10 protein-coding genes, 1 other RNA gene and 1 pseudogene are annotated in these 18,009 nt (G+C 70.3%); 6 read left to right on the forward strand and 6 right to left on the reverse strand.

Annotation, left to right across the window (positions count from 1 at the left end):
- Positions 1–12: 12 nt before the first annotated feature.
- Complete coding sequence (locus ABIA33_RS17435; RefSeq protein WP_370082463.1) at positions 13–483, reverse strand: hypothetical protein; 471 nt, start codon at positions 481–483, stop codon at positions 13–15.
- 495 nt (positions 484–978) lie between these two features.
- On the opposite strand from ABIA33_RS17435, the gene ABIA33_RS17440 reads away from it, so the two are divergent.
- From ABIA33_RS17440 to ABIA33_RS17450, 3 genes are all read left to right on the forward strand, one after another.
- The gene (locus tag ABIA33_RS17440) at positions 979–1,818 is read left to right on the forward strand and encodes a Nif3-like dinuclear metal center hexameric protein (RefSeq protein WP_370082465.1); all 840 of its coding nucleotides are present in this window, start codon (positions 979–981) and stop codon (positions 1,816–1,818) included.
- A 130-nt stretch (positions 1,819–1,948) separates the two neighbouring features.
- The gene (locus ABIA33_RS17445; protein ID WP_370082512.1) at positions 1,949–2,692 is read left to right on the forward strand and encodes a zinc ribbon domain-containing protein; all 744 of its coding nucleotides are present in this window, start codon (positions 1,949–1,951) and stop codon (positions 2,690–2,692) included.
- A 223-nt stretch (positions 2,693–2,915) separates the two neighbouring features.
- Positions 2,916–4,229 (forward strand): bifunctional RNase H/acid phosphatase, encoded by a 1,314-nt coding sequence (locus tag ABIA33_RS17450; protein WP_370082467.1) that lies wholly within the window; start codon positions 2,916–2,918, stop codon positions 4,227–4,229.
- A 100-nt stretch (positions 4,230–4,329) separates the two neighbouring features.
- Here ABIA33_RS17450 and yaaA read toward each other — a convergent pair whose 3' ends face one another.
- A complete protein-coding gene (gene yaaA, locus ABIA33_RS17455; RefSeq protein WP_370082469.1) occupies positions 4,330–5,124 on the reverse strand; it encodes a peroxide stress protein YaaA in 795 nt (264 codons plus the stop codon).
- Between the two features lie 264 nt (positions 5,125–5,388).
- On the opposite strand from yaaA, the gene ABIA33_RS17460 reads away from it, so the two are divergent.
- Positions 5,389–6,834: an RNB domain-containing ribonuclease gene (locus ABIA33_RS17460; protein ID WP_370082472.1), complete on the forward strand. Its 1,446-nt coding sequence runs from the start codon at positions 5,389–5,391 to the stop codon at positions 6,832–6,834.
- A 185-nt stretch (positions 6,835–7,019) separates the two neighbouring features.
- Here ABIA33_RS17460 and ABIA33_RS17465 read toward each other — a convergent pair.
- Positions 7,020–7,403 (reverse strand): annotated as a pseudogene (locus ABIA33_RS17465) (Uma2 family endonuclease); the annotation flags it as partial.
- Positions 7,404–7,545: 142 nt separating this feature from the next.
- Between ABIA33_RS17465 and rnpB the strand changes: the two are divergent.
- Together rnpB and ABIA33_RS17475 are read left to right on the forward strand one after the other, a co-directional pair.
- An RNA gene (gene rnpB / locus ABIA33_RS17470) (RNase P RNA component class A) lies at positions 7,546–7,948 on the forward strand.
- 1,124 nt (positions 7,949–9,072) lie between these two features.
- Complete coding sequence (locus ABIA33_RS17475; RefSeq protein WP_370082474.1) at positions 9,073–12,909, forward strand: hypothetical protein; 3,837 nt, start codon at positions 9,073–9,075, stop codon at positions 12,907–12,909.
- A gap of 128 nt (positions 12,910–13,037) precedes the next feature.
- Here the strand turns inward: ABIA33_RS17475 and ABIA33_RS17480 are convergent, their stop codons facing one another.
- The 3 genes from ABIA33_RS17480 to ABIA33_RS17490 form a co-directional block, all read right to left on the reverse strand.
- Entirely contained in the window at positions 13,038–15,725 is a 2,688-nt protein-coding gene (locus ABIA33_RS17480) for a MucR family transcriptional regulator (protein WP_370082476.1), read from the reverse strand.
- Positions 15,640–16,920, reverse strand: coding sequence for a hypothetical protein (locus tag ABIA33_RS17485; protein WP_370082478.1), 1,281 nt, complete (start codon positions 16,918–16,920; stop codon positions 15,640–15,642). The genes ABIA33_RS17480 and ABIA33_RS17485 overlap by 86 nt, the downstream gene beginning before the upstream one ends.
- Positions 16,921–17,338: 418 nt before the next feature.
- Positions 17,339–17,830 (reverse strand): PH domain-containing protein, encoded by a 492-nt coding sequence (locus tag ABIA33_RS17490; protein WP_370082480.1) that lies wholly within the window; start codon positions 17,828–17,830, stop codon positions 17,339–17,341.
- Positions 17,831–18,009 lie beyond the last annotated feature (179 nt).

Genomic DNA, 18,009 nt, shown 5'->3' on the forward strand with positions numbered 1-18,009 from the left:
GCACGACACCGCCTAGAAGCCGCGGAAGACCCCATCCGGGTCCTGCTGAGCGGCATCACCGAACTCCTCGAAGTCCATGTTCGCGATGCTCAGGTTGGCGTGAATGTCGTGGACCCCGCTCGGCTCCGTGCGGAACGGGCGCCTGAACTTGGCCCACTCCTCGTCTTCCAAGTCGTCCCACTCCTCATCGCGGATCCTGACCGCGAGCAAAGCGCGGTGCTCTCCGCGCATCGTGGTCGCGTCCGCGAGGAAAGCGGCGCTGACATCGTCGGCGGCGTTGACCGCGATTTTCACCTCATCAGGCATCGCGCCAGCCCACACCGGATCGTCCACCAGGTGCACCTGGGCGTCATACTGCTCGTCGCCCCACGGCCGCATCAGCTCAGCCACCACAGCCTGCCAGGCCGTCTCATCGCCGTAGTCCGTGCGGATGACCAACGCGGCGAACCATTCACGACCGACGACGGCCGGCAATTCCCTCATAACCTCTCCCACTCCCCGCCCATGGCTAGCGCAGGAACGCTCTCACACCACACCGACAGTCGGATGAGGGCCCCTGCTCCTCCGACGCAACGATGGAATCCCCGGGTCTGACCTGTGGGCCGCAGCGCTCGCACTTGCCGGAGGCAGCTGGCCGATCCTGCCACTCGCGCCGGGCAAGGTCCCGTTCGGGAACTGCCTCGACTGCGCTACAGGCGGTTCGAGGGCCGTCCGAACATGCTCCGAAGGGTCATGATCGGCCGGACAGCTCCTAGCGCCAGCAGCCGCAGCTCATGAGCAGTCCGGAGCCTCCCCGGGCGGCTTGACGGCCCAGAGACGGCCCCGGGAGCCCGAGGGAGTGCCCTGCCTGCCGTAAGCAGCAGGTAGGGCACTTGATCGTCCGCCTGGGGGTGACTCCACTCATAAGGGTGAGCAGCCGGAGCCGGGCGACTGGAGCCGACGTACGGCTCCACCCGGAATCTTCTGTAATCTCGACGGGTGCCGATCCTTTCCGACCTCCTCAGCGTGTTCGACGAGCTGTACCCGCCCGGACGTGCGGAGTCCTGGGACGCCGTCGGGCTGGTCTGCGGCGATCCGGATGCTGCGGTACGCCGGGTGCTGTTCGCCGTCGACCCGGTCCAGCCGGTTGTGGACGAGGCTGTGACCTGGGGCGCAGACCTGCTGGTCACCCACCATCCGCTCTATCTGCGCGGTACTACGACCGTCGCCGCCACCGGCTTCAAGGGCCGCGTCGTGCACACCCTGATCCGGAACGGTATCGGCCTGCTCACCGCCCACACCAACGCCGACTCCGCCGATCCCGGCGTCTCCGACGCCCTCGCCGAGGCCGTCGGCCTGCGCGTCACCGGACCGCTCGTCCCCGACCCCACCGATCCGGCCGGCCGCCGAGGCACCGGACGCCTCGGCGAACTCCCTGCGCCCGAGCCGCTCGCGGCCTTCGCCGCCCGGGTCGCCGCCGGGCTCCCCGCTACCGCACAGGGCGTCCGCACCGCCGGAGACCCCGACCGGATGATCCACCGGATCGCCGTCTGCGGCGGCTCCGGAGACTCCTTCTTCGACGCGGTCCGCGCCAGCGGCGTCGACGCCTATGTCACCGCAGACCTGCGCCACCACCCAGCCTCCGAGGCCCGCGAGACCAGCGGGCTCGCCCTGGTCGACGCTGCGCACTGGGCCACCGAGTGGCCCTGGCTGCGGCTGGCCGAACGCGAGCTGCTCGCCGCCGCGGACAAGCACGGCTGGACCCTCGAGACCCGGGTGTCGCAGCAGGTCACCGACCCGTGGACGCTGCACACCGCGATGCCCTCAGCCATGCCGTGACCCGTGATCCATGACCCCGTGATCCCTGACCCGTGACCTGTGACTCGTGACTCGTGACCTGTGACTCGTGACCTGTGATCCGCGCCCTGACCTTCACTGACCGACCGACGCACCACCCGAGGAGCACCCCCTGAACGCCTCGCCCGCCGACCAGATCCGCCTGCTCGACCTGCAGGCTCTCGACTCCCGCCTGGACCTGCTCGCCCACCGCTCCAACACCCTGCCCGAGCACGCCGACATCCAGCAGCGCAGCAGTGACCTCACCGAACTGCGTTCGCTCGCGGTCGCCGCCGAGACCCAGCTCAGCGACACCCAGCGGGAGCTGGTCAAGGCCGAGCAGGACGTGGAGCAGGTGCGCAGCCGTGCCGCCCGCAACCAGCAGCGGATGGACTCCGGGGCCGTCGGCTCCGCCAAGGACCTCGCCAACCTCCAGCACGAGGTCGGTGCGCTGGCCAAGCGCCAGAGCGACCTCGAGGACGTCGTCCTGGAGATCATGGAGCGGCTCGAGTCCGCACAGACCCGCGTCAGCGAGATGACCGCCCGCCGCGATGACGCCCAGCACAGCCTCGCCGAGGCCGAGACCCGTCGCGACGCCGCCCAGGCTGAGATCGACGCCGAGGTCGAGAAGGTCACCCGGGAGCGCGCGACCATCGCCGCCGTCATCCCGGCCGACCTGCTCAAGCTCTACACCCGCCTCCGCGAGACCCAGGGCGGCACCGGCGCGGCCCGCCTCTACCAGCGCCGCTGCGAGGGCTGCCGGGTCGAACTCAGCATCACCGACCTGCGCGAGGTCCGCGCGGCCGCGCCCGACACGGTCGTCCGCTGCGAGAACTGCAGCCGCATCCTGATCCGCACCTCCGACTCCGGCCTCTAGAAACGGGGGCCATCGGCCGTCGGCGGGCGGCGTCGGGAGGCGATGGCTCTCCCATGACCGACTTGTCAGGGCTCTCCCTCCTCGCCCGCATCGGGCAGGAGGGACCCTCCGACCACGAGTGGCCCCTCCGCCGCACCGCCCGGACTCTCCCCGAACCTCGTCCGGGGGCGCCCCTCCCTCACCCCGCTCCTTCTCCCACCCCCTCAACGGCCGGAGGCTCCCTGTGACGACCACCCGCAGGCTCATCGTCGAGGCAGACGGCGGCTCCCGGGGAAACCCGGGGCCAGCCGGCTACGGCGCGACCGTGCGCGACGGGGACACCGGCGAGCTCCTCGCCGAGGCGGCCGAGTACCTCGGACGCGCCACCAACAACGTCGCCGAGTACCGGGGCCTGATCGCGGGGCTGCGCGCCGCCCACGCCATCGACCCCAACGCGAAGATCGACGTTCGGATGGACTCCAAGCTGGTCGTCGAACAGATGTCGGGCCGCTGGAAGATCAAGCACCCGGACATGCAGCCACTCGCCGCCGAGGCGCAGCGGATCTTCCCGCGCGGGCAGGTCACCTACCAGTGGATGCCGCGCGCCCAGAACAAGCACGCCGACCGGCTCGCCAACGAGGCGATGGACGCGGGCAAGGCAGGGAAGCAGTGGACCCCCAAGCCGCTACCCGCCGCGCCGCCCGCGCCCGCCGGCCCGTCCACTGCCCCGTCCGCGACCGCCGCTGCGTCTGCCACCGCCACCGACACCGCCCCCGACACCGACACCGACACCGACACCGACACCGACACCGACACCGACACGGGCGCCGCAGCCGCATCGCGCCGCGCCTCGGCCATCCCTGACGAGCCGTCAGCGGAGCACGCCGCCCCCGCCGCGCCCCCGGCACCCGTCGGCTGGGGCGCCCTCGCCGACCTGGGCACACCCACCACCTTCGTCCTGCTGCGCCACGGGGAGACCGCGCTCACCCCGGAGAAGCGCTTCTCGGGCAGCGGCGGAGGCGACCCCGAGCTCTCCGACCGGGGCCGCGGCCAGGCCGAGCGTACGGCCGCCGCGCTCGCCACACGCGGCACCGTGCAGGCCGTCGTCAGCTCGCCGCTGCTCCGCTGCCGCCAGACCGCCCAGGTCATCGCCGACCGCCTCGGCCTGGACGTACGCATCGAGGAAGGCCTGCGCGAGACCGACTTCGGCGTGTTCGAGGGCCTGACCTTCGCCGAGGTGAAGGAGCGCTACCCGGCCGAGCTCGACGCCTGGCTGGGCTCCGCCAAGGTCGCGCCACCGGACGGTGAGAGCTTTGCGGCCGTCGCCCGCCGGGTCGCTGTGGCCCGTGACAAGCTCCTGGCCCGCCACGCCGGGCGGACCGTGCTCGTGGTCTCGCATGTGACGCCGGTGAAGACCCTGGTCCGGCTGGCCCTGGGCGCGCCGCCGGAGTCGCTGTTCCGGATGGAGCTGTCCGCTGCGTCCCTCTCCGCGATCCAGTACTACACGGACGGCAACGCCTCCCTGCGCCTGCTCAACGACACCTCGCACCTCCGCTGAGCGCTCCTGCCGGGCACTCCTGCCTGGCGACCGACGATCCACTCCGGTTGCCGCGTTCGGCGGGCAGACGGCAGACGGCAGACGGCAGGCGGTAGCTCCGTCACAGCTCGCTGACGACCACGTCCAGCGCCCACGGCTTCCCCGCCGCCGGGGCGCTCGCCTCCACGGTGTACTTCAGGTCTCGCAGTGCCACCACCAACTCGGCCGGTGACTCGGGCTTGGCGCCCGCCTCCAGCAGCCCGCGCACGAGCCGCCCCTTGGTCGCCTTGTTGAAGTGGCTCACCACCGACCGCTTCAGCACGCCCCCCACCTCGCGCTCGTGCAGCACCCGCACCGTCGCCGTCCGGGCAGCGACCTCCCCGCTCGGCCTCCACAGCGCCGCATACGCCGTCGACCGCAGGTCGAGCACCAGTCCGGTCCCCACCACGTCGGGCATGACCTCGGCCAGTGCCCCGCGCCAGTACGTGCCGAGCGCGCCCAGCGGCGGCAACTTCACCCCGCCCGAGCAGCGGTACGGCGGAATCCGGTCCCCGATCCTGACCGCACCCCACAGCCCCGAGAACACCAGCAGGGAGCGCTCGGCGCGGTCGTGGGCCTCCCGACTCAGCGTGGACAGCTCCAGGGCGTCGTAAAGCACGCCGGTGTAGAGCTCGCCGGCGGGCAGCGCCGCGGCGGTCCGCAGCACGGCGTTCCGCGCAAGTTCTCCGCGCAGACCGGGGCTGAGGCCGAGCACCGCTGCCGCATGGTCGGCGTCCCCGCTGCCCAACGCGACCAGCGCGTCCAGCACGCGCTCGCGGGCCGCACTCAGCTCGGGCAGCGACAGGGAGCCCAAGTCGACCGATGCACCCGCCCCCGACGCGGCCTTCCCTTCGGACGGCGGCAACAGCACCAGCACAGCGCGACTCCTCGATACCCAACGGCGCGACGACACGACAACGACAACGACGACGAACGGCTACGCCGACACCCTACGCATGTCACGCCCACACCCTCGCCGACGTCCGCGAATCGAGCTCCCGCCCAAGGCCGCTGCTCCCGGCATGCGTGGGCCCGTCGCCACCCCGCCCTTGCCGGGTTCGGGTCCCGCACCCGCCCGCTCTTCCGCCCCCGCACCCCGCTCCTCCCGCACCCGGGCCGCGCGAGCGCTTACGCTGCGAGCATGCCCCGCCGACACCTGCGCGTACGGACCGCCGGGACCGCCCGGATCGACAGCGAACTGGCCGAGCTGCGCGCCCGTCTGGAACTGCCCGACGGCTGGTCGCCCGGCGTCCTCGCAGAGGTCGAGCAGGCCGCCCGCGCGCCCCGGCTGCCCGCCTACGACGCCACCGAACTGCCGCTGTTCACGGTCGACCCACCCGACTCCCGTGACCTCGACCAGGCCATGCACCTGGAGCGACGCGGCACCGGCTACCGCGTGTACTACGCCATCGCCGACGTCGCCGCGTTCGTCCGTCCCGGCGGCGCGATCGACACCGAGGCGCGTCGGCGCGTCGAAACCCTCTACTTCCCCGACCTGCGCATCCCGCTCCATCCGCCACAGCTGTCCGAGGGTGCGGCCAGCCTGCTGCCGGACCAGGACGCCCCGGCCCTGCTCTGGCAGCTCGACCTCGACGCCGACGGGGTGCTCGTCAGCACCGACCTCCGCCGCGCCATGGTCCGCAGCCGCCGGAAGCTGGACTACGCCGCCGTCCAGTCCGCCATCGACGAGGGCACGGCCCCGGAGTCGCTGGCACTCCTCGGCATCATCGGGCCGCTGCGGGAGGAGCGCGAACGCGACCGGGGCGGCGTCAGCCTGCCGATCCCGGAGCAGGAGGTCGAGGCGGTCGACGGCGGCTACGCGCTCAACTACCGCGCGCCCCGGGCATCCGAGGCCTGGAACGCTCAGATCTCCCTGCTCACCGGCATGGCCGCCGCCGAGCTGATGCTCGACGCCGGGATCGGCCTGCTGCGCACGCTTCCCGGCGCACCGCAGAGCGCCTACGAGCGGCTGCGACGAGTCGCCGGGGCGCTTGGGGTCGACTGGCCACAGGACCTCCCGTACCCGCAGCTGATCCGCGAGCTCAACCCCGCGCGCCCCTCCCACGCCGCCTTCCTCAACGAGTGCACGGGCCTGCTGCGCGGCGCGGGCTACACCGCCTTCGACGGCAGCACCCCCGCCGATCCCGGCCATGCCGCGGTCGCCGCCCCGTACACGCACTGCACTGCACCCCTGCGCCGGCTCGCGGACCGCTTCGCGGGGGAGGTCTGCGTCGCGGTCACCGCCGGCGATCCGGTACCGGACTGGACCCGCGCTTCGCTGCCCGAACTGCCCAAGCTGATGGAGACCGGGGACCGGCGCGCCCACGAGGTCGAACGGGACTACGTGGACCTGGTCGAGGCAGAACTGCTGCGGGGACGCGAGGGCGAGGTCTTCGACGGCGTGATCGTCGACGTGGACGAGAAGAGGCCGCTGAACGGCACCGTCCAACTACGCGAACCCGCCGTGCGTGCCCGCCTCGCCGACACTCGCGTCGACGCCCAGCCCCTCCCACTCGGCGCACGCATCCGCGTCCGCCTGACCACCGCGGACCCGGCCGGCCGCACCGTCCGCTTCGCCCCGGCCTGAGCCGGCCTACCCGATGCGCGGCCAGTCGTCCGTGTCCAACACGAACTCGGTGTCGTCGGCGACAAAGCGGACCGTCTCGCCGAAGTCGAACGTCCGCGGCTCCGGGTAGCGACCTCCGTCCGGCAGCGTGTAGCGGGTGCACAGCCCCTTGAACGGGTCCGCGATGAGGTAGGCGTCGATGCGGCGGCTGCGTACTCGCTGACCTTGATCCCGTACTCCTTCTCGCCGAGGTCTCCGGGGACGACCTCGATCACTGCGGCGATGTCAGCGGCGGGGAGGGGCTTCGCCTTTCGATCAGCGTTGCGACGCAGGATCGAGACGTCCGGGCAGAAGCCGCTCCCATTCCCAGGGAACGGCATGAGCACGTCGGAGACACTGCGCCAGCGGGGCACGCCAGCTGCACGCGCGGCCTCCTGACCAGCTTGGATGATCTCGCTGCGTTCGCGTCCCTGAGGTGTCAAGACGATCTCCCCGCGTACCAGTTCGGACTTGAAGCCCGGGGGAGTCTCCAGACGTTCGAGGATGCCCAGCATCTCCTCGAAGGTGAACAACTCGTAGTGCAGGGTCATGCGAGTTGCCCTCCCGGTTCAGTCTGCTTCGCCTGGCAAGCGGCCATCCGAGCCGACTGTACTGGTCAACGATGCGCGCGGAACCGGGTAACGATGGGCGAAGGGCCTTCGCCTCAGCGGCTACCATGGTCCACACGGCGGACGAGCCGGCCGGGCGGTCGCGTCGCACCCTTCACGGGGTGCGCCGAGGAACGTCCGGGCTCCACAGGGCAGGGTGGTGGGCAACGCCCACCCGGGGTGACCCGCGGGACAGTGCCACAGAAAACAGACCGCCAGCGGCTTCGGCTGCTGGTAAGGGTGAAACGGTGGTGTAAGAGACCACCAGCGTCCAGGGTGACCTGGACGGCTAGGTAAACCCCACCTGGAGCAAGGTCAAGATGGAGCACCTCGCGGTGCTCTGCGCAGGCGTTCGAGGGCTGCCCGCCCGAGCCTGCGGGTAGACCGCACGAGGCTGTCGGCAACGGCAGCCCTAGATGGATGACCGCCTCCGCGCGGGCCGCAAGGCCCCCGCGAGACAGAACCCGGCGTACAGGCCGACTCGTCCGCCGCCTGTATTTCCGCAGGTCACAGCCTTAATGTGTATAAAAAATGACTCTATGCAATGGCTCAGTTACGGCCCCGAAGCGGTACCGCCTTGTTGTCGCCGTTGTAGGGGCGGGTAGGGCGCTGAGGTGCGGTGCGGTCGGCTGGCGAAAATGGGCTGGTCAGAGGGTAGTTGGCGCGGAACCGCGGGTGCGTAAAGGGACGTGGATGGCTTGGGGCGGAGGGCTCACACGTTCGGTACGAGTTTTGTCTTCCTTCGTCCGCCGTTCCACGTCGGTGTAGTGAGCTCCCGTCGGGTGCGCCGTCAGCGCGGTTCGCCGGTTGGTTGAGGTGCGATGATCCCGCCCTGCTGTGCTCGGTGTGGTTTACCGATCCCGAGCGTCTCTTCCACCTGGCCTGAGCCCGGCCGGTCGATTTAAACCAATTGCACGGCATCGAGACTGAAGTTGTTGGTGGCTTGTTTTCGGTGCCAGCGCTTCCGCTTCGGGTAGCGGCGGGAGGTGGGCAGGACGAAGTCCTTGCAGGGTGGTCCACGCCTTGAGAGGGCAAGCACCGGTCCGCACGGGATCCGGAAGGACAGCACGCCGCTCGTCGTCGGTCCCATTACGTGACGCCGACAGGCAGTTCCGGCGGGGTCATCACCGGGTACCGTCTTGGCAGCACATGAGTTGTTCGGCCGTGTACGTGTGCGTATACGCGGATGCGAGCGGCACGTGGCGCCTCGCCACGTCTCAGGGACTCCTCGCCGCCGATCGCGCGTGGCGGCGTGGCCGTCCCGCTCGACGAACGGTCCACCCACGCACGGCCTTCTCTGCCGCATCGCCATCGGGTTGAAGGCGGATCGGACAGTATGGCGCGCGTGGAACCTTGAATCGGCCAGTTCGCCTGCAGTTGAGATCCGTCGCAGCAGTGTTCACCCGGTGGGGTCGGTAAAGCGCTTGCCAAGGTTTCGATGATGATCGTTGCAAATCGGATGATTGCGCCGCTCGTGATCGCTTGGAGGCGAGCGCTGGTCGTTGGGGCTCGGCGATACTCGCGGCCGGGGGCAACCGGTGCCCCGGTTCGCCCGAAAAGGATAAAACAGGCAATGAGAATACGACGACGTTTGCGCCGGTCGAGTGGGGGCGTGGCAGCACTGCTGGCCGGCGCGTTGGCCGCAGCCACACTGACCGCGGCGCCACCGGTCGTGGCCGCAAGTGCAGTGGCCGCGCAGGGCACCACTGCGGCCGGCGAGTCCAGCGGGTCGGGGTCCGCGTCGCGGTTCCTGTCGGCTCAGCAGGCGGGGGCGCGTGCGCGGGCGTCGGGTAAGCCGGTGGTGGCCTCCGCGTTGACCAGTGAGACTTCGCTGACCACGGCGAACCCGAACGGCACCCTGACGCTCACCCAGTCCGCCGTGCCGGCCCGGGTCTTGCAGCACGGCGTGTGGGCGAACCTGGACGCGACCCTGCGCGCCAATGGGGACGGCACGCTCTCGCCGACCGCGACTACCAGCGCGGTGGTCCTGTCCGGCGGCGGACCCGGTCGGCTGGCGTCGCTGTACACCGGCGGCCAGGGCTTCACCCTGACCTTGCCTCAGTCCCTGCCCCGTCCGACTCTTTCCGGCCCCAGCGCCGTTTACCACGACGTGATTCCGAACGTGGATTTGACCGTGACCGTGCAGACCAGCGGCGCGGTCAGTGACGTGTTCACCGTCCGCACCGCTGCCGCCGCCCACGATCCGCGGCTGGCGGGTCTGCTCAACGCGACCGCCAGCACCACCGCTGGACTGCACATCGCCGCTGACACCGGCGGGAACCTGGCCGTCGCCGACACCCACGGCCACGCCCTCTACACCGCGCCCGCCCCCCGCGCCTGGGACTCAGCCGCCACAACGGTGCCCGCGGCCCTGGCCCGCAGCGCCGCCGCGCCCCAACTGGCCTCCACCCCCGGCGCACCCGGCCACGGCGCACACACCGCCAAGCTCACCGTCACCACCCGCCCCGGTGCCATCACCCTGGGCGCGCCGACCAGCCTGCTCAACGCCCCCGGCACGATCTACCCGGTCTACCTCGACCCCACCTACTCCCCCTCCTACGGCAGGACCGGCTGGTCCAGCCCCGGCTCCCAAGTCGGCGACACTCCCTACTGGAACGGCACCGTGGACGCCGGTACCGGCGACGGCGATGCCGAGGTCGGCAACAGTGGCTCGGTGCAGGGCGAGGCGATGAGCCTGTTCAACTTCCCCATCGACCTGGCCACCCTGCGCGGCGCCAAAATCTATGGTGCCTACTTCGGCATCATCGAAAACGGCTCCTGGGCGTGCCTCACCTCCGGCCACGACCAAGCCGTCGACCTCTACGCCCCCTCGGCAACCCTGAGCAACACCAACGCCACCTGGAACTCGTGGGTGGGCAACCTCGGCAACAGCATCGCCTCGCAATCCTTCGCACTGGGCTACACCACCTGCCCTGGGGGCGGCATCCCCGCCTACAACGTCTTCAACACCGTCACCAACGACATCAACGCCGGCAAGTCCACCCAGACCCTGGCCATGCGCGCGGATGACCACAGCGACAACTACGCCTTCAAAGAGTTCGACCCCAACTCGGCCCAGCTGACCGTCACCTACGACCAATACCCGGGTACCCCCTATGGCCTCAGGACCTCCCCGGGTACCAACTGCACGAGCACTGTCTTGGGCGACACCAGTGTCACCTTGTACGCCACCGCGTCCACCCCGACCCGGAGCTCGCTGACCACGACCTTCAACCTCTACAAGACCTCCGACTCGAACAAGACCAACCTGCTCACCTCCGCCAACGGCATCGCCTCCGACACCTGGACCGGCGGCTCCGGACAGGCGGCGGTACTGACCGTGCCCGAAGCGTTTTACAAGGCGCGTGCCGCTGGCGCGGCCACCTCGTTCACCTTTATCGCCCAAACCAGTGACGGCACGCTGCCGTCGGGCTGGTCCAGCGGGTGCACCTTCAACTGGGACCCGACCCAGCCCGGAGCACCGGGCGTTGCACCCAATCCTGCGCCCACAGGTAGCGATAAGACCTGCGCCACCCGCGACAACACCACCGGCGTAATCGAGCCGATCGGCACGAGCTGCTCCTTTACGCTCACCCCGCCCACCACCAACGGCACCGTCACCGCCATCTCCGGCTACCACTACCAGATCAACCAGTCGGCCCCTGTGGCGGTGGCTGCCACCGGTTCCGCGAATATCAGCGTTCCGCTCACCCGCCTGGTCAACACCTTGACCGTCAGTGCCCTGTCCGCGGGTGGCAACTTGGGTAACCCCGTCACTGTGTGGTTCGACGGCAGTGCCCTCAGTCCGCCCGCCAAGGACGGCGACCTCACGCTGGACGGCACGCCGGACCTTGTCGTCCCGGGAAACCCGGGGACCGCGTTCCCGTCCGGCCTGTGGCTCGCTCCCGGCAAGTCTGACGGCACCGTCACCAAGAACGCTGTCAACATCGGCACCAACGGGCTGGGCTTCAACTCCAACGTCACCCCCACCGACTGGAACGGCGCCCAGGCCGTCACCGGTAACTTCTGTGGCAACGGTGCCCAGGATGTCCTGGCCTACTTCAACGCGGGCAACAACCCCGGCGGCGGCGCCGTGGTCTGCAATGACGGCAGCAGCGACCCACTTCACGTCGGCGGCTTGGACGGCGAGAACGCCCCCTACAAGATCAGCGGCGGCTCGCTTGCCGACAGCAACAGCAACAACGCCACCCAAGTAGCCGCCGCGGGCAACACCAGCGGCCAGAACCAGGTCTATCCCGACCTGCTCGCCCCCATCAACAACCAGCTGGTCCTCTTCTACGCGACTTCCGTCGCCGGCTACAACGACAGCTTCAACTGCATCACCGGCGGCTGCTACACACTGGCCAACCTCAACAGCCCCGACGGGAACCAGGACTGGAACACCTGGACCATCACCACCGCCCAGCTCTCCTCCGGCACCGCCATGTACATGTGGCAGCCCAGCACCGGCAAACTCGCCCTGTGGACGGGCCTCCACCTGGACACCACCACCAAATCCACCCTGACCATCGCCAACCAGTACACCTTCGACGACGGCAGCACCGGCCACCAATGGAACATGGGCAAGAGTCTGATCCTGCGCGCCGCCGACGTCACTGGCGCCGGCATCCCGGACCTGTGGGCCACCGAGCCCACCACCGCCACCACCACGGCCTCCATGCCCGCCACCCTGACCGACAATCCCACCATCACCACCGCGACAACCACGACCACCAACGTCAACCATTCGACCAGCAGCATCGGGCTCTACCGCCCCGGTACCAGAACGTTCATCTTCGCCGCCTCCAACTCCGACAACAGGGTCGACCACACCATCACCTACGGCAACTCCGGCGACGTCCCCATCGTGGGGGACTGGAACGGTGACGGCATCGACACCATCGGCGTGTACCGCCCCAGCAACTCAAGCTTCAGCCTCGACAATTCCCCCACCATCTCGCAAACCGACCAGTACACCGTGTTCGGTGCCACCGGCGACATCCCCATAGTCGGCGACTGGTACGGCAACGGCGTCGACACCATCGGGCTCTACCGCCCCAGCACCGAAACCTTCATCTTCCCCGTCTCCAACTCCAACCCCACCGTCGACCACACGATCACCTTCGGCAACTCCGGTGACAAGCCCATCGTCGGGGACTGGACCGGCACCGGGACCGACGGAATCGGCGTCTACCGCCCCAGCAACCAGAGCTTCTCCCTCGACAACTCCAACGTCACCTACCACACCGACCAGTACACCTTCTTCGGGAACTCCGGCGACACCCCGCTTGTCGGGGACTGGAACGGCGACGGCACCGACACCATCGGCGTCTACCGACCCATCAGCTTCAGCCTCTCCAACTCCAACATCACACCCAGAACCGACCAGTACACCACCTTCGGCGTAACGGGTGACATCCCGCTGACCGGAGACTGGAACGGGCGATAGCACCACCAGCCCTTCCAGCACCTGCGGCAAGCCCAATCGGCAGGACTGAGTCTCTGATAGAGCGTCGGCCTCCACGCCCGGTCACCGGGAGTGGAGGCCGACTGCCATTGGGTCCCCGGTTGGGGCACTCATGGGTGAATGCGGTGGTCGGCACGGTTGGTGTCGCCGGGTTGGCCGCCGTGGGTGTGGGCGGCGGGTTCCGGGGTGGTGGGGCCTGTTTGGGTGGTGCGGCGTTGGCCGGGGGCGTGGTAGCCGTGCCGCCGGCGGAGCTGGCTGGCGGTGTAGTAGGGGATGTTGAGGAGGGTGGAGAAGTCGTGGCCGTTGAGGTGGGCTGTGGCTTCAAGTAGTGCGGTGACGTCGCGGTAGCCGGCTGCGCGGGCGCGGGCATTGTCGGCGTCGCGGGATTTCGCGTGCGCCGCCGCGCCGCCGCGGCGTCCGGCTTCTTGGGCGATGTGTCGGGTGCCGGGGCGCTGGGCGCTTTCTTTGCGGGCGGCGATGGAGCGGGCGAGGCGTTCTTGGGGGGTGCTGCGGGTGGGGGTGAGCATCGCGCGCAGGGCATCGGGGTCCTGGGCGTAGCGGCGTTGGCCGGCGGCGCGGCGGGCAGCGGTGTAGCTGGCGGCGTCCAGGGAGCGGCGGATCGGCAGGCCGTAGCGGGTGCGGTAGTCGGCGGCGGACAGATGGTGTTTGTGGGCGACGTGCGCGCCGAGGCCTTTGAACCAGTGGCCGCATTCGCGGCACTGCAGGGCGTCGTCTCGTTCGGGCTGGATGCCGGGGGGCAGGTCCAGCGGCACCGCCGGGGTGGTGGGGCGGGCGCGCTGTTCGGCTTGGGCGTGCTGGCGTGCCTCGCGCTGGCGCTGCTGGTCTTCGGCGTGCTGCTGGGCGGTGGGGTCGGCGCCGTCGGTGTCCAGCGGGCCGATGCCGCGTAGGCGGACGGTGGGGGCTAGGTGGTGGCGCGTGCGGTAGGTGTCGGTGGTGAGGTGGTGGGCGGCGGTGAGGTGGTGGGGCAGGCTGCGGTACCAGCGGCCGCATTCGCGGCACAGCAGGTGCCCGGCCCAGGCCGGTTGGCGCCCGGGGGCGATCGCGGCGAGCTCGTCGGGGTCCATCGGGGGGCGCAGCCGCAGGTGCTTGGGGACGCGGTCGGCGGGCCAGCGTCCGGGGGCCGGTATGGCGTGGCGGCGGCGGAAGTTGGCGGCCTGCTTGGTGGTGACCCCGACCAGGCGCCCGAAGGCCGGATCCGACAGTGCGCGGGTGGCCTCGAGCAGTGCGGTGATGTCCGGGTGGCCGAGGCGGTGGGCGTGTTCGGTGAAGCGTTCGTCGATGCTGGCCAGCCAGGCCTGGTGGACGCGGGCGCCGTTTTGGCGTGCGGTGGTGCGGCTGCCGGCGCGCTTGGCGCTCTCGCTGCGTGCCGCGCGGGACAAGGCGACGCGTTGGTCCAAGGTGGTGTGGGTGGGGGTGAGTTGGCGGCGCAGCGCATCGGGGTCGTTGGTGTAGTGCTGTTTGCCGCGTTGGGAGCGGCGCTGAAGGATGTCGGCGGCGTGCAGGCCACGTGAGCGGGGTAGTTGGTGGGATCGACGGTAGTCGTCGGGGTGCAGGTCGTGTTTGGCGGTCAGGTGCTGGCCCAGTTGGCGGTACCAGCGTCCGCATTCCAGGCACTGCAGGCGGCCGTCGGCCTCCGGCTGGACACCCGGCGGTATGCGCTCCAGCGCGATGGCTGGCGCGGGCACCCCGGTGCCGGGGGCGGGTTCGTGGCTCAGGGTGGCGGTGCGGGTGTCCAGGTCGAGGTCGATCAGGAGGGTGTCACCAGGGTGTATGCCCAGGGTGCGGGCGGTGCTGCGCCAGCCGTACAGGCGCGGTGAGCTGGGCGCTCCGGAGACCGACAGCTGCCGGGTGGAGCCCGGGCCGGTGAGGGTGACCGCAGCTTGGTGGAGCTCCCTAGCGAGAGCTTGGGGCAGGTAGATCACGCCGTCCGCCCAGGCGGCGGTGCTCAGGGTGGTGGTGATCTGCAGCCGGGAGGCGGCGGTGCGCTCCCAGCCGGTGCCGGCCCGGCCGCTTCGGGTGGGCACCGGTGAGCGTGGTGCACGCGGCCCGGCCAGGCGGGCCTGCGGATCGGGTGCCAACGTGCCGCGCAGCGCCCACAACTGGTCGCCGACCGGCTCCAGAAACGCGCCCTGCAGCAGCCGGACCACGGCCGGTCTGGTGAGTCCGGCGGGTTGTGCGACCGCGAGCAGCGTGTCCAGGTCCACGGCGGGGCGTGGGGCGGTGCGCAGCACGTCCACCAGTGCTGCCGCCTGCGGCCCCAACTCGATCCGGTAGTCCAGGTCCTGGGTGGGGCGGGCCAGGCCGTCCCGGCTGAGCTGGAACCCGGGATGCTCGCGTAGATAGGCGCGCAGTGCGCGCGGGTCGGGGACCAGGGTGCGGCGCTGCTGGCGCCAGGCCCGCTCCAGGCCGTCGCGCAGGGAGGCGATGGATTGCGGGGCGTGCACGGACAACTGCTGGCGCAGCACCCGCTCCAGTGGATCACCCGGGTGCGGGGTGGCCGGCCACAGCCAGCCGCCCGGAGCCTGCTGGATGGCGGAGTCGGCGCCGAGCAAGTGCTTGAGGGTCGCCTCGGGTACCGGTACTCCGGCCGTGCGCAGGTGCGCCTCGATGCGGGCCACCTGCGTCATGCCCCAGCGGGCGCTGTGCTGGCGCACCAGCTCGCCGAGCCGGGCCAGTTGCGGGTAGGCGGGGTCAAATAGCACCCCTGCGTGCGCCGCGACCGCGCCCGGGTCCGCGCCGACCAGGGATGCGATGCGCAGCAGCGCACCGCCGGTCATGCCCTCCCCGGCCAGCCGGTGCCGGGCGAGCAACGCCCCGGTCGGTCAACGGCAGCCGCCCGGCCAGCAGGCCGAGGGCTTCTTCCAGTCCTGGCAGCCACCACGAGCCTCCGGCCGTCAGGCGGGCGCGGACTTGTCGCTCGATGCGGCGGCCGTGCTCCCCGCCGTAATCCGACCGCGACCGCGCATCCAGGCCCTCGCCTGGGCCGGGTCCGAGCAGTCCCATCCGCTGCGCCAGCGCCCCGCCCCAGCCGTGGCGCGTCGAGGCGAGCACCCGCGCGCGCACTGCCGCGTCCATCCCCAGCACAGCCAGCAGCAGATCGGTGACCTGCAACTCCAGCCCCAGCCCGTCCAGTTGCGCGGCGCGTGCTGCGACGGGTTCGATGCTGGGCGCCAGTACCACGGCCGCCAGGGGGTCGCTGTAGGCGGCGGCGAAGACCGATCCCCCAGGCAGCACGACCGCAGCCGACGGCACCAGGTCGGTGAAACGCATGTCGTCGACCCGCAGCCGCGTCGCCCACCGCGGTACCGGTCCAGGCAACGGCACCACCGCCGGCGGCTCCGAAATCGTGGCGCGCGGGGCTGCAACCCGAGCCCCATGCTCGGCGGGCCGCCGCCCGGCCACCGCGCACAGCGCTGCCACCAGGCCGGCCGGCCTGGGTTCCTGCAGATCCGCGAGCAGCGCCAGGGCGGTGTTCAGTACGAAGGACAACTCCAATACCTGTACCAGACCGGCCTGCAGGATCCGGCGCGCCAGGGTTGAACCCAAGGTCGCCCGCCACAACTCCCCAGGCTCGTCGAGACCTTCCAACAGCAGTCGCGCCGAGTCGCCGATCACCAGGTGCCGCTCCACCTGGGGGGAGAGGATGACCGCGAGCAGCCGCCTACCCTCCCGGGTGTCGAAGCGCAGATCGAGCAGCGGCAGGTCCTGCACCAGCGGACCGCACCAGTCCAACAGTCCGCGCCCGTCCTGTCGCCGCACCGGGTCCGTGGGCCAGCGCAGCTGCGCCCAGCGCCCGGTGGGCGCGGAGTCGAATGCGTGGGCAATCGCGTCCGGGCACCGGCGCGAGCCAAGGGCCCGGCCCAGGTGTGGAGCCAGGACGGGCGTGCCCGGGCTGCCCCAGCGCACCGCGAAGCGTGTCAGCGCTGCGGGCATGCCGGGATTCTCGGCGAGGATCTGCGGTGTCTGCGGCATGTCATCCGGGATCTGTGACGAGTACTCAAGGAACGTGCGGGTGATCGGCCCGGTCGGCGATGGCCACACGATAGCCCCAGGCAGGGCTGGACCGAAGAACCGCAAGGACGCGGTCGACACCGCGACGGGCGATAACCAGGTCACCCTGACCGCGGCCCAGGAGGCCATCGCCACCGACAGTGAAGAGCCGAGCAGCGCTCGGGCTGAAGCCCGGCCCTTCGGACGCCTCAGGACTTGCTGATTGACGCCGCTGCTGTTGGCGAGTGTTATCCATCGCGTGCGGCGACGCCGTGGGCAGTCCGAAGCAGCACGAGAGGTAGCGGGACATCCTGCACATGCGCAGACGGTGATCCGCTGGGCCGTGATCAGCCTGATGGCCTGGTGGCTCGGTGCCTCAGTGGACGCCCGTTCCAGGGCGTCAGGGGGTGACGAGTACTGCTTCGGTGCGGCCCGTTGCTTGTTGCCAGTAGCGCAGGAGGACGCCGACGCGTTCTTGGAAGTCAGGCTTCGATTGTCCGGTGCCGCTCTGTTGTAGTCCAGGCAACTCGATGGCGGCCCCGTTGGTGCGGTGGATCCGGGCGACCATCCGGGGGTTGCCGAGGAGTCCGCTTCGGCGTTTGACCTCGATGCGGGTGATCTGGTCCCAGGGCACGGTGCGCCGGCGGAGCAGGGTTTGCATGACGATGCCGGTCGGAGTGAGCAGGGTTGTGCCCCATGTGTGGTTGAGGAGTGTGGTCGCGGCGAGGATCAGGAGCATGGCGAGCACGACGGGAATCGTCCAGGGGCTCCCGGCTTGACTGGGCGTGTCCTTGATGATGCCGACTACACCGAACAACGCGACCAGGGCCGCCAGACGGAGCAGTGTCTTGCGCTTCTCGCGCCGGCCGAAACCAATCCGTATCTCTTCCATGCGCGGGATGCTAGGCCCCCCGGTACCAGGGGCCACAGGCGGCCCGGCCGTTGTAGCGGATCTCAACCCGTTCCCGGTGAGAACCGGGTCGGGATAGCTGCGCATTCCGGGTTGGAAGACGTCTCGTGGAGGTGGATCGGATCAACGGTTCGGCCCGTGTTGATGACGTTGTCCGTAGC

It is taken from the genome of Streptacidiphilus sp. MAP12-16 (assembly GCF_041262165.1).
Taxonomy (GTDB): Bacteria; Actinomycetota; Actinomycetes; order Streptomycetales; family Streptomycetaceae; genus Streptacidiphilus.

Excerpts from the sequence above, each read along its gene's own strand:
- ABIA33_RS17435 (WP_370082463.1), bottom strand. The coding sequence starts at position 483 with ATGAGGGAATTGCCGGCCGTCGTCGGTCGTGAATGGTTCGCCGCGTTG.
- ABIA33_RS17460 (WP_370082472.1), top strand. The coding sequence starts at position 5,389 with ATGCCCCGCCGACACCTGCGCGTACGGACCGCCGGGACCGCCCGGATC.
- ABIA33_RS17480 (WP_370082476.1), bottom strand. The coding sequence starts at position 15,725 with ATGACCGGCGGTGCGCTGCTGCGCATCGCATCCCTGGTCGGCGCGGAC.
- ABIA33_RS17485 (WP_370082478.1), bottom strand. The coding sequence starts at position 16,920 with ATGCCGCAGACACCGCAGATCCTCGCCGAGAATCCCGGCATGCCCGCA.
- ABIA33_RS17490 (WP_370082480.1), bottom strand. The coding sequence starts at position 17,830 with ATGGAAGAGATACGGATTGGTTTCGGCCGGCGCGAGAAGCGCAAGACA.